Here is a 13,073-nt window from a genome sequence, read left to right on the forward strand (position 1 = left end):
GGTCCGGGTGATGCCCGGCACCGGCACCTGGTCGGTCACCGCCCAGCCAACCAGGGCGGGACAGCAGAACGGGCTCCCGACCGCGATACGGTCGGGAGCCCGTTCCGTCAGGGCAACGCCCGGGGTTACTCGTGCCGGGCGCGCTGGCGACGCGTCCGCGCCACCACCAGCGCGACACCGCCACCGAGGAGCGCGAGGATCCCGACAGCGACCCCACCCATGAGTGACGCACCACCCGTCGTCGACAGCCCGCCGGCCGGCGACGTCGGCTTCGGCTTCGACGTCGGGGGCGTCGTCGGCACGGTCACCGACGTGAACTCGACCTGCGCCGTCTCACCGCTCTCGGTGCCGTCCACGCTGAACGAGACCGTCGCGACCCCGGACGCCTTCGCCGCGGTGAGGGTCGCGGTGTAGGTGCCATCGCCGTTGTCGACCACGTCCGACAGCGTGCCCGCCGTGGTCCGCATCGTCACCTTGTGACCACCGCCCGTGACCGGGTTGCCGTGCGCGTCCACCAGGGTGACGGTCACGATCGAAGTGCTCTTCCCGTCGGCCGGGATCTTGGCCGGCTTCACGGCGATGGTCGAGGCATCCGCATCCACCGCCCCTGCGACGAAGGCCACTGTGGCGGTCTCGGCGCTCTCGGTGCCGTCGACGCTGAAGGAGATCGTGCTGGTGCCCGACGCGGTCGGCGCGGTGAGCGTGGCCGTGTAGGTGCCGTCACCGTTGTCGGTCACGGTCGACAGCGTGCCCGCCGTCGTCGCCAGCGCGACGGTGCTGCCGCCGGCGGTCAGCCGGTTGCCGTGGGCGTCGAACAGGGTGACGGTCACGGTCGTGCTGCTCGTGCCGTCAGCGGTCAGCTGGGGGTCCGAGACCTCGATCTTCGACTGGTCGGCGTCGACCGCTCCGGCGGTGAGCTCGATGCTCGCGGTACGGGTGCTCTGCGTGCCGTCGACACCGAAGGAGACGGTGGCGGTGCCCGACGCGGTGCTCGAGGTGAGCGTCGCCGTGTAGGTGCCGTCGCCGTTATCGGTCACGCTCGACAGCGTGCCCGCCGTCGTCGCCATCGTGACCGTGCTGCCGCCGGTCGTGATCCGGTTGCCGTGGGCGTCGAACAGGGTGACGGTGACCTGCGAGGTGCTCGATCCGTCGGCGGTGATGCTGCTCGGGGCCGCCTGGATCTCCGACTCGTCCGCATCCGGTGCACCCACCGCGAAGTCGACCTGCGCGGTGTCCGTCCCGGCAGCGGCACCGACCGTGAACGACACCGTCGCGCTCCCCGTGACCGTCGCGGACGTCAGCGTCGCCGTGTACGTGCCGTCGCCGTTGTCGGTCACGGTCGAGAGCGTACCCGCCGTCGTCGCCATCGCGACGGTCGCGCCGCCGGCGGTGAGCGGGTTCCCGTTCGCGTCCTTCAGCTGGACCGTGACGGTCGAGGTCGACGCGCCGTCGGCCGGGATGCTGGTGGGGGTCGCCGAGATGGTCGAGGTGGTCGCGCTCGCCGCTCCCGCGGTGAAGTTCACCGTCGCGGTCCCACTCATCGCGATGCCGTTCACTGTGAACGACACCGTCGCGCTGCCGGCCGCCGTCGGGGCGGTCAGCGTAGCCGTGTACGTACCGTCGCCGTTGTCGGTCACCGCGCCGAGAGTGCCGTTCGTCGCGTTCATGACCACGGCGTCGCCGCCGACGCCGGCAGGGTTGCCGGCGCCGTCGAACAGTCGCACGGTCACCGTCGAGGTCGCCGTGCCGTTCGCGACGATCGAGGTGGGATTCGCGGCGATCGTCGACTTCGTCTCATCAACTGCACCGGTCTGGAACGTCACCGACGCATTCGCGGGCTTCAGCAACCCCGTCGCGGTGCTCGTCGCGGGCAGCGTGTAGCTGCCCGGTGTCAGCGAGGTGGCTCGCACGGGCACGGTCACCGTGCACGAGGTCGCATTCTTCGCGATCGTGCCGCCGACGTCGATCGCGGTGCCGCCAGTGGCCGCGGTCGCGGTGGTCGCGGCGCAGGTCGTGGTCGGGGCGGCTGCGACGACCAGGCCAGCGGGGAGCGTGTCGGTGAACGCCCAGCCGGCCTTCGCCCCCAGCTCGGTGGTGTTCGTCACGGTGTAGACCAGATTCGTCTTCGTGCCCGCGGGCACGTTCGCCGGCGAGAACGCGGCGTCCAGCTGCGGGGTGACGTCCACGATGCCGACGTTGTCGTAGTTGGTGTCGTTGCCGCCGATGGACCCGTTCGCGTTCGTGAAGCGGAACCCGATCGGCGTCGCCGCGGGAACCCTGAACGCATCGGACGTGACCGTCGCCACTCGCGCGGTCCCGATCGTCTCGTACGGCGCGGCGCAGGCGCTGCGTCCGGAGAGCAGTGTGGTGAGCGTGCCGCCACCGGTGCCCGGGGCCGGCCCGCTCCCGGTCTGGTTCTCGATCAGCGCGAACCCCAGGGAAGCGGGCGAAGCGCATCCGGTGGAGCTCGAGACGGCGGACAGCGCATAGAAGTGGTCGCCGACCCGCGCCGCGGTGACGGGTTTCGCGGTCTGCAGGACCACCCCGCCCCCGATATCGCTGCCGCCCTGCGTCTGGGCGTTCAGGATGTTGTTCGTCGGCGCGGTGGCGGCGTCCTGCCCCAGGTACGTACCGATGGCCGTGCTGCCGCTCTGCGTCGCCGTCCAGGATCCGCCCGCGCATCCCGGATCGACCGCGAGCGGTGCGACCGCGGTCGAGTTCGCGACCCAGCCGTTGCACCGGCCCTCGGCCGGGGTCCACTGTGCGTCTGCGACGTACGTCATGCCCGACGACCCGACGAAGCCGGTGATGTTCTGCGGGTTGTCGTTGCTGCCGTTGCCCGTGAAGTCTTCGAGGAACACCGGGGTGGGTGCCGCGGCCACGCCAGGGGCCGCTACCGCGCTCGGCGCGATCGGTCCACCGACCAGCGCGCCTCCGACGAGCACCGCGGCCGCGGTGACTCCCAACGTCTTTCGTGCAGGCCTGAACCTGCGGAGTCCGATCCGTGCGGTCATCGTGTCCGTTACCTCTCCGAGAGAACCTGCTCTTCGCGCATCGGCGGGGGAGCGCCGACGCTACTGCCAGATCCTGACACTCAGGCATCGCACAGAGAGGGCGCTGTCACCCCGACTGTCACCCTTCGGCGGGCGGGTACGCGGGCGGACGCACCGCCCCTTGCTCACCCCTCCCGGTCGCTCGCCGAGGTCGTGAAGGTCTCGCCCGCGAGCGGCACCGAGCTGGACGCATCGGCCGTCACCGCGTGTCCCGCCGCTTCCGCCCGCCAGCGCACCCCGATCCGCTCATCACCCCCGCCGTGCGGCCCGCGGATCGCGAACACCCCCTCGCGCGCGTCGGCGATGGCCGGCGCGCAGCGGTGCCCCGCGCAGCTCCAGCCTTCCGACGCGCTGACGGCGTCGAAGGTCGACGGCAGCTCGAAGCCGAGCTCGTGCGTCGACCAGTCGCTCCCCGCCACGTCGAAGGTGAGCCGGATCGTGACCTCCTGGATCCCGTCCCCCGCGATCGGCCCGCCCGTCACGGCCAGGACCATGCGCGCCGTCACCGCTGCACCGGCCCCGCCTCCCACGGCGTTCGCCGAGCGCCCCACCGGCGCGGGCTCCCCCGGGGCCGCCCACGGGCGGAGCGCCTGCGGGAAGAACGCCGCGGCCGCGAGGAGGATCCCGATCCCGATCAGCGCGGCGCCCGAGGCGATGATCCCGCGGGCACCCTCGCCCGACCCGCGGCCCGAGCCGGCGCCTCCGGCGGATCCGGCGGATCCGGCGGATCCGACGGATCCCGCGAATCCCGGGCCGTCGGCCCGCGCGGGTGCCGATCCCGCCGGGACGGCTACAGCGCCCGCGATGCCGAGCCCGCCCGCCAGTCCCGCGAACACGAGCCAGCGCTTCCGGCAGCGCTCGCAGGATCGGAAGTGTTCGGGGGCGTCGCCGGTGGAGTCCGGGTCGTCCCCGACCCGCACCGGCAGCCGCGCGATCGCGGCGTGGCAGGCCGGGGACGCCCCCTCTTCCAGCACGACCTGCAGGTACGCGCGGCGCAGCGCGCGGCGTGCGCGGGCCCGGAGGGACTGCCGCGCATCGGCGCTCCGCCCGGCACCGCCCTGCGCGCCCGGCTCCCCGACATCCGTCGAATCGCCTGCCGTCGGTCCGCCCGGCGGGACCTCGCCGTCGTGCAGCGCGCTCCGGTGCGCCGCAGAGAGCCGGCCGAGCGCCAGGCGCAGCCACGCGAGCTCCTGCTCCAGCTCGATCGCCTCGTCGGTGCCGAGCGCGCTCGGATCGTCCCGGTCGAACCCGATCCCGAACCCGAGCCCGGTGCTGCGCGACCGCGGCGACCGCGCCTCGTTGATGACCCGGTTGCGCATCGACACCAGGATGTAGCCGCGGGGCGACGCGATCTCCTCGCCGCCGTCCGCCCACCTGACGAGCAGCCCCTCGACGGCGTCGGCGAGCAGGTCGTCCGGATCCATCCGCCTGCCGGCGATCCGCCGCGCGGATCGGTGCAGCGCCGGAAGATGCTGCGCCAGATATGCACCGGCAGCGGCACGGTCGCCCCGTGACGCGCGTGCGAGCAAGACTTCTTCGTCCAACTTCCACCCCACATGCCGTGATTTCGACGTGTTCACCGTAATTGATGAAGCTTCAACCGCCGCATCGGCGTCGCGACACGCCCGGAATGTGCAAACCGCGACGGTTTTGGGGGCGCCTGAGTGTCTCTCATAGGTGAACCCGGTGTTTTCCGGGGATCGACCACGAACACCGATCGGGCGGAGCCGCCCGGCGGTGCTCGATCGCAAGGGGGAACACGCATGGGGGCGAGCATCTTCGGTGCCGCGAGGCACGGAGGGATCCGGCGCACCGGGTCGACGGAGGCCCGACGGCCCGTCGGACGACCCGTTCGGCGGGCGCTGCGGAACGGATTCGCGGTGCTCGTGACGAGCGGGCTGCTGGCGTTCGCGTCGCTCGCGGGAGCGGCCGATACGGCGCACGCGGCCCCCGCGCCCGCGGCACCGCCGCAGGCGCCCGCCGGGCACGAACCGACGCTCAGCACCCGGCAGGGGCAGGCCTTCACCTGGCAGAACCTCACCGTCGGGCTCCCCGACCTCCGGATCCCCATGCGGGAGGGCGTCGCGAGCAAGGTCGACGACATCTGGGCCGGGATCAGCGGCACCTCGGGCCGCGTCGTGCTGCTGGGCGCCGACGGCCGGCTGTACGAGAGCAACCGCCTCGCCGAGGTCGCGGACCCGGCCATGCGCTTCACGAAGGTGCGCATGAGCACCCGGGTCGAGTACGGCGTCAGCGCCCGCTGGAACGAGGAGCTGATCCTCGCGCTCGGAACCGACGGCAGTCTCTGGTACTCGGCTCGGGATCGGTACTGGGCGAACAGCCTCGGCAACACGTGGTGGTCGATGACGTTCCGCCCCGTCCCGCTCCCGTCCGGCGTCACGGTGCGCGACATCGCCCCGGGCACGGTCCTGCTCTCGGACGGCTCGCTCGCGGGCGTCGACCCCGGTGGACGACTCTCGTACGACGCCCCGCCGACCCAGCCGGCGCTCGTGCCGCTCGCGGCCCCGGCCGGCACGACCGTCCGAAGCCTCGGCTCCAGCCTCTCCCTCTTCGGTTCGGCCCGATCCCTCATCGACGCGGACGGCGCGGTCTGGCAGCAGGCCGACACCGCCCCCTGGACCCGCACCGCACCGAGCGGGGTCCGGTTCACGGACGTCACCGGCGACTCCCAGTACCGGCTCGCCCTCACCGACGACGGCCGGGTCTACTCCTGGGGCACGCAGAGCTGCGGCGAGCTCGGCAACGGGTCGGCGTCGGGCACCGCCGGCGCAGCGCCCATCGCGGGGCTGAGCGGCGTCACCGTCACCCGGATCTTCGGTGGAGCCAACACCCCCGCTGCGCTCGACAGCACCGGCAAGCTGTGGGCCTGGGGCCGTTCGGCCGACGGGACCTGCGTCACCGCGCCGCAGCCGCTCGCCGTCCCCGACTCGGTGAAGATCGCGAGCGTCGTGAACAGCGTCCCCACCGGGAACGGCGGAATCGCCGGCGCGCTCTGGGTCACCGAAGACGGCGACGTGTTCACGCGCGATCGGAGCACCGGCGCACCGGATCCGTCCCGGCTCATGCAGCCCCTGCGCTCGGTCAAGATGTCCTTCGACGGGCAGGAGCTGCCGATCCGCGACACCGCGTGGAACATCTCCGGCATCGAACCGCAGTCGGTCAGCTGGAACGGGGTGAACCTCGGCAAACCGGGCCGCAAGGACCTCACCATCACCTGGCGCGAGGCCGGCACCTATTGCTACGGGAACGGCTACGGCGGCTGCGTGAGCCCGACCCCTCCCGCGCTCGCGGAGTACAGCTACCGGGTGCCCGGCGGGTTCGAGGTGTTCGGCGTGCCGAGCATCCGCGAACTCCCCTACACCGTCGAGGGCGTCTGCCTGACCGACTTCACGATCCGGGCCGAGCTCGACTACGACGGCTACCCCGCCCCCGCGTACCGCTGGGAGCAGCAGGCGCCCGGCAGCGATCAGTGGGTCCCCGCCGAGGGCACCGTGTCGAGCGACGGGCTCGCCCTCACCGCGAACTTCGAGAACCGCATGACCGGCATCCGATACCGGCTCAGCGCCACGAACAGCTCGGGCACCGTCACCACCAACGCCGCGTCGCTGACCGCGCAGCAGGCGTGCCGCCCGAACAACGGCAACGCGGCGGCCTCCGCCTCGGCATCGGCGATGGCCGACGGCAACAACAACGCCGCGGCCCAGGCAGCCGCCGTGGCGGCGGCGATGGCCGACAACTCGACCACTGCCGACGCCGCCGCGACCGTCGACGCAGCGGCCGCCGCACGCGCCGCCGGATCCGCGACCGCCGAGGCAGCGGCCGACGCGTCGGCCAGCGGCTGGTCCTCCGGCATCGCCGCGGCGCGCGCATCCGCCGACAGCACCGCGGCGGCCCGGGCCGGCTCCTCCGCTGCGGCAGAGGGCAACGCGTCATCGGCCGCGTCCGTCGCGGCGGAGGCGGACTCCAGCGCGCAGGCGTCGTCGCGCGCATCGGCGGACTCCAACGCCTCGGCCTCGGCCGCCGCGTCGGCCCGAGCCGATGGCGACAACCGGGCGGGCGCCCAGGCCGCCGCGCAGTCCGCCGCCTGGGCGGACAGCAACGCGTCAGCTTCGGCCGCCGCCCGAGCGGACGCCGAAGCTGCGGCGCAGGCGGCGGCGAGCACCGACGCGTCGAGCGACGCGTCGGCCGATGCGACGAGCACCGCGAGCGCGAGCGCCCGGGCTGCCGCCACCGCCGCCGGACTGAGCGCCGCGAAGAGCGATTCCCGAGCCTCGGCCTCGGTGGCGGCCGAGGGCAACTCCTCGGCCTCCGCCCGCGCCGCGGCGAGCAGCAACGGATCGAACGAGGCCTCGGCGTCGGCCGCGGCGAACGCCGACGCGGCGTCCGGCGCGAACGCGGACTCGGATGCCTCCGCGTCGGCGGGATCCGCCGCCCGCGCGGACGCGAACGCCTCGGCATCGGCCGCGGCCTCGGCGCAGGGCGACGTCTCCGCCGAGGCCCAGGCCCGGGCCGCCGCGCAGGCCGCTGCTTTCGCCGACGCGACGAGCATCGCCTCGGCCGCCGCCGACGCCACCGTATCGGCGGCGGCCCGGGTCGCCGGTTCGGTGCAGGCGGACGCCTCGCAGAACGCCTCGACCACGGCGACGACCGCGCAGAACGCTGCGGCGCAGGCCTCGGCCTCCGCGGCGGGCTCGGCGGATACGCAGACGTCCGCGAACGCCTCGGCGTCGTCGGCGGCGAACGCCAACGCCTCGGCCGCCGCGCAGGCTTCGGCGACGGACATGGCCTCGTCCCAGGCGTCATCGGTCGCCGCCGCCGACACGAACGCGAACGCGTCCGCCTCGGCCGCGGCCTCGGCGCGCGCCGACGGGAACGGCACGGCCGAAGCCGTCGCCGCGGCCGTCGCCTCGGCGTACGCCAACGCTCAGAGCACCGCCTCGGCGGCGGCGAACGGCGACGCGACCGCCGCCGCACGGAACGCGGCACGGGCGAACGCATCGACCACGGCCTCGGCGAACGTGGACTCCGGACCCAGCGCGCAGGCGCGCGCCGCGGCGGTCGCTTCAGCGAGCTCGCAGGCCTCCGCAGCCGCGAACGCCTCGGCTTCGAGCGCGGCGAACGCGCGCGGGAACGCGTCGGCGGAAGCCGCGGCAATCGCCTCGGCGTCCTCGACCGCGTCCGCCACCGCAGCTGCCGATGCCACGGCGACCGCGGCAGCGGACGCCTCGTCGGAGGCGCTCAGCCGGGCGAGCTCCGACACGAACGCCAACGCTTCGGCGTCGGCCGCCGCCGCAGCGCAGGCGGACGGCGACCACCGCATCGCCGCCCAGGCCTCGGCCGTGTCGGCGGCGTACGGCGACGCGACCTCGGTGGCCTCCGCCGCCTCGGACTCCTCGGCGAAGGCCGCAGCGCAGGGATCCGCGCTCGCACGGGCCTCGGTCGACGCCTCGGCCTCCGCAACCGCACGGTCGGGAGCCGCCGCGCAGGCCGCAGCGACCGCGGCGGCGGACGCGAACGCCGGAGACACGGCGAACGCCGCCGCGTCGGCCGAGGGCTTCGCCAAGGCCTCCATGTCCGCGCAGGCCGCGGCCCGGAGCGATGCATCCAGCACCGCCTCGGGCTACGCGGGCGCCCTGGCGAACGCCTCGGCCTCCGCCGCCGCGTCCGCGAGCGCCGACGGATCGAACCGGGCGGGCGCGCAGGCCGCGGCGCGGGCCGCCGCCTACGCGGACCAGAGCACCTCCGCGGACGCCGCGGCGAGTGCCGACGCGCGAGCGGCAGCGCGCGGGGCCGCAGACCTCGGGTCGCAGGCCAACGCATCGTCGCAGGCCCTCGGAGCGGTCACCGCCTCCGCGGACGTCTCGACGCACGCGAACGCATCGGCCCAGGCCGCCGCCCGGGCATCCGCGAACGTCGGGGCGGGTGCGAACTCCGCGGGCACGGCGACCGCGAACGGCGACTCGTCGAGCGCCGCCCGTGCGGCGGCCATCGCGAACGCCTCGACCGATGCCTCCGCGGCGGCTGCGGGAACCGGCGACCAGCAGGGATCCGCATCGGCGGGCGGCGCCCGAGCGGCGGCGAGCGCCGCGGCGGATCCGACCTCCGGGCCCGGGGCCGGTGCCGGTGCCGGTGCCGGTGCCGGGACGAAGGCCGGAGCCGGAGCGAGTGCGGATGCCGGAACGAAAGCCGGAGCCTCCGCGAACTCGGCAGCCGGAGCGGGTGCCGCGGCGAAGGCCGGGACCGGCGCCGACCCGCACGAGGGAGGTGATTCGGCCCGCGGCGCGACCAGCGACCTCTCGGTCACCGGAGCTACCTCCGCCCCGCAGATCGGGTGGCTCGCCGCAATCATGATCCTGCTCGGCACGGGGCTCACCGTGTGGGGTGCGCGGATGCGGATGCGGAACCGACGTTCCCCGCTCGCCCGCTGAGCGACGCCCGCCGAGCGACCCCGCACCGCGCGATCGACGGCCCCGCGGATCCAGCGATCCCGGGGCCGTCGAACGCGCATTCACAGCGCGTTCGCTGCCGGCTCCCAGGCCGCCGACCGCCCGTGCTCCGAGTATTCGGCGGGATCCCGCAGGCGTGCGCGCGGCGCACAATCCGGCGGCGATCCGCCGCGCGTCGAGCACGATGCCCGGCCCGATCCCCCCGCCTACTCTGAGCGGAATCGCCGACGCCGGCCGCTCCGGCAGTCCCGGCGTGCGCGATCCCCCGAAGCTCATGAACGAGAGGGAAGATCATCACAGACCAGGACCCTTCCGCGACGGCAGCAGCCCGCCCGCGGACCGCGCCCCGGATCCACGCTCTGCTCGCGATCGGCCTCGTGCTGCTCGTCGGGCTCTCCGCCTGGTGGGCGGCCGCCAGCATCGCGCCGCCGAGCGCCGCGCCGGCCTCCGCACCGGCCGATGCGTTCAGCGCCGAGCGCGCGCGCATCCACCAGGCCGACATCAGCACGAAACCCCACCCGACCGGGTCGGTGGAGAACGATCGAGTGCGGCAAATGATCGTCGATGCGCTCCGCCGCGACGGCATCGAGACCCGCGTCCAGCAGGGCGTCGGCTCGACCGCGGTGCGCGACGGCGCGACGATCGGATACACGAAGAACGTGCTGGCGAAGTTCCCCGGCACGCGTTCGACCGGCACGCTCTTCCTCGTCGCACACTACGACGCCGCGCCCGCCTCCCACGGCGCGGGCGACGACGGTGCCGGAGTTGCCACGCTGCTCGAGACTGCTCGGGCGCTCGCGAACGGTCCCGCACCGCGCAACGATGTCGTCCTCCTCTTCACGGATGCCGAAGAGGCCGGTCTGCTCGGCTCGGAGGCGTTCGTGTCGCAGGCGCCCGAGGCGAAAGCGGGCGGAGTGGTGCTGAACGTGGAGGCCCGCGGTTCGCGCGGCCCCTCGCTGCTCTTCGAGACCGGCCCCGGCAACGAGCGACTCGTCGACCTGTTCGGCGCGAACGCGCCGAACCCGGTCGGCACGAGCCTCGCGGCCGACATCTACAAGGAGATGCCGAACGACACGGACTTCACGCCGATGCTCGAGTCCGGCCGATTCACCGGCCTGAACTTCTCGTACCTCGACGGTTCGGCCGTTTACCACGCACCGCAGGACGACATCGAGCACCAGTCGATCGAGTCCCTGCAGCACCACGGATCCAATACGCTCGCCACCGCACGGGCGCTCGGGGCCGCCGATCTCGCTCGGCTCGCCGAACCGGCCGCGGACGACGCGACCTTCTTCCCGGTGCTGGGCCAGCTCGTCCGCTACCCGGGCACCCTGGTGTGGCCGATCGCGATCGGCGCCGTCGTCTCGGTGCTCGCCGCGGGGTTCCTGCTCGTCCGGCGCCGGGCCGTCGGGCTCGGACGCCTGCTCGCGAGCGTCGGACTCGCCGCGATCCCCGTCGGGGTCGTGCTGTCCGCGGGCAACGGACTCTGGGCGCTGATGACCACGGTCGAGCCAGCGTACGCGCAACTCGCCGAGCCCTGGAACCCGGGTTGGTTCCGCACCGCCCTCGTCCTCTCCGTCTTCGCCGTGACGCTGATCTGGCTGGCACTGCTGCGCCGCCGGTTCCCCGTCGAGGGCCTCCTCTTCGGTGGCGCGGTCTGGCTGGCCGGCATCGGCACGGTCACGGCCGCGACGATACCGGGCGGTTCCTACGTCACCGCGATCCCCGCGCTCGCGACCGGCATCGCATTGATCGTCGCCGCATTCGTCCGCAGGCGGATCCTCGCTTTCACCGCCTCGGGTATCGTCTCGGTGCTGGTACTGGTGCCGACCGTCGGCCTGCTGCTCCCCTCCTCGGGGATCGAGGGCAGCCTGCCCGCGCTGGGCTTCGCGGCGCTGCTCGCACTCGCGCTCGTCCCAGTGCTCGACCTGCTGTTCCCGCAGAGGCCGGCCGACGGCTCGGCTCGAGGCGTCCGTGGACGGCTCGGTACACTGATCGCTCCCGTCGCGGCGACCCTCGCGGCGGTGATCGCCCTCGGCGTCGGTTTCACCACCGAACGGTTCGACGCGAAGAACCCGGTCCCGGTCGCCCTCGCTCACGTCGAGGACGCCGACACCGGTCGCGCCGCCTGGGTGAGCGCCGGGAACGATCCCACCGGATGGAGCCGCGGCATGGTCTCAGGTCGCTCCGACCTCTCGGAGGCGTTCCCCATGCTCGACACGGATACCCGGGTCGGCGAAGCGCGAGCCGTCGGAGCGCGAGCGCCCGAGATCGCAGTCGTCGCGGAACGGGCCGTGCCCGGCGGTCGCGAGCTCGATCTGCGCGCGACCTCGCCGCGCGGTGCACGATCGCTGTACCTGCAGCTCGCGCGCGGCGAGGTCGAGTCGGCCGTCGTGGGCGGCAGGGAGATCGCCGTCGGCACGCCATTCTCGGTGCAGATCGAGGCACTGCCCGCCGCCGGGGCCGAGATCACGCTCCGTCTGAAGGGCACGGCTCCGGTGGCGCTCCGACTCGTAGACGGCGCCGACGGCATCGACCGGCTCCCCGGCTTCGTCCCGAGGCCCAGCGGGGTGGGTATCGCTTCGGGGCCCGACGCCGAGATGAGCTTCGTGGGGCGCACCGTGGAGCTCTGATCCGCCGCACAGCTCCGGGCGCGCCGGACCCGTCCATCGGGTCCGGCGCGCCCGGAGCCGGAGCGAGGAGTCCTCCGCACCGATCCTTGGAAGAATGGAGCCGGTGAGCGCGAAGAACGACCTGGCCCGAGCCCGCCGCCGGCTGAAGTCCGCCGCCTGGGTACTGGGCGCGATCCTCGTCGCCGCCATCGCCGTCGGGGCGAAGCTGCTGCCCGAGGCGTTCGATCCCGCGCCGCCCGTTGCACCGACCGCTCCACCGACCGCGTCGCCGTCGCCGGGGGCATCCGCGTCGCCGAGCACGGATCCGAGCCGCACCCCCGGTACGTCCCCGACGCCCGCGCCGTCCACCGGCCCGGCGCTGGCCGCACTCGAAACGCTCGAGGTCAAGGGTCGCGCACCGAAGACCGGCTACGACCGCACCGTCGTGTTCGGCAAGGCGTGGCTCGACGTCGACCGCAACGGCTGCGACACCCGCAACGACATCCTCGCGCGCGATCTGACGGACACCGCGCGCCTGAAGAACTGCAAGATCGCCTCCGGCACCCTGCTCGACCCGTACTCGGGCGAGACCATCGCCTTCGAGCGGGGCCCCGAGACCTCGCCGCTCGTGCAGATCGACCACGTCGTCGCCCTCTCGGACGCCTGGCAGAAGGGCGCGCAGCAGCTGACGCAGGAGCAGCGCGAGTCGCTCGCGAACGATCCCCTCAACCTGCTCGCCATCTCGGGCACGCAGAACTCCAGCAAGGAGGCCTCCGACGCTGCGAGCTGGCTGCCGCCACAGGCCGGGGCGCGCTGCCCCTACGTGGCGCGGCAGATCGCGGTGAAGGCGAAGTACGCGCTCTGGGTGACGGACGCCGAGCGGAACGCGATGCGGGGCGTGCTCGAGCGGTGCCCCGCGGAGCCGCTGCCGGCGGGCTGAC

The 13,073-nt window shown here is 73.8% G+C and carries 5 protein-coding genes; 3 read left to right on the forward strand and 2 right to left on the reverse strand.

The window, feature by feature from the left end; translation table 11 throughout:
• Window positions 1-125 precede the first annotated feature (125 nt).
• Both ABD169_RS00760 and ABD169_RS00765 read right to left on the reverse strand, forming a co-directional pair.
• The gene (locus tag ABD169_RS00760) at window positions 126-2,966 is read right to left on the reverse strand and encodes an invasin domain 3-containing protein (protein WP_344028020.1); all 2,841 of its coding nucleotides are present in this window, start codon (window positions 2,964-2,966) and stop codon (window positions 126-128) included.
• A gap of 212 nt (window positions 2,967-3,178) precedes the next feature.
• A complete protein-coding gene (locus ABD169_RS00765; RefSeq protein WP_344028023.1) occupies window positions 3,179-4,849 on the reverse strand; it encodes an RNA polymerase sigma factor in 1,671 nt (556 codons plus the stop codon).
• On the opposite strand from ABD169_RS00765, the gene ABD169_RS00770 reads away from it, so the two are divergent.
• The 3 genes from ABD169_RS00770 (at window position 4,817) to ABD169_RS00780 (ending at window position 13,072) form a co-directional block, all read left to right on the forward strand.
• The gene (locus ABD169_RS00770) at window positions 4,817-9,502 is read left to right on the forward strand and encodes an RCC1 domain-containing protein (protein ID WP_344028025.1); all 4,686 of its coding nucleotides are present in this window, start codon (window positions 4,817-4,819) and stop codon (window positions 9,500-9,502) included. The two genes, ABD169_RS00765 and ABD169_RS00770, sit on opposite strands and share 33 nt — an antisense overlap.
• A 395-nt stretch (window positions 9,503-9,897) precedes the next feature.
• On the forward strand, window positions 9,898-12,153 hold the full coding sequence (locus ABD169_RS00775) for a M28 family peptidase (protein ID WP_344028028.1): 2,256 nt from the start codon (window positions 9,898-9,900) through the stop codon (window positions 12,151-12,153).
• A gap of 103 nt (window positions 12,154-12,256) precedes the next feature.
• A complete protein-coding gene (locus ABD169_RS00780; protein ID WP_344028031.1) occupies window positions 12,257-13,072 on the forward strand; it encodes an HNH endonuclease family protein in 816 nt (271 codons plus the stop codon).
• Window position 13,073 lies beyond the last annotated feature (1 nt).

This window comes from Leucobacter iarius (assembly GCF_039530105.1).
Lineage (GTDB): Bacteria > Actinomycetota > Actinomycetes > Actinomycetales > Microbacteriaceae > Leucobacter > Leucobacter iarius.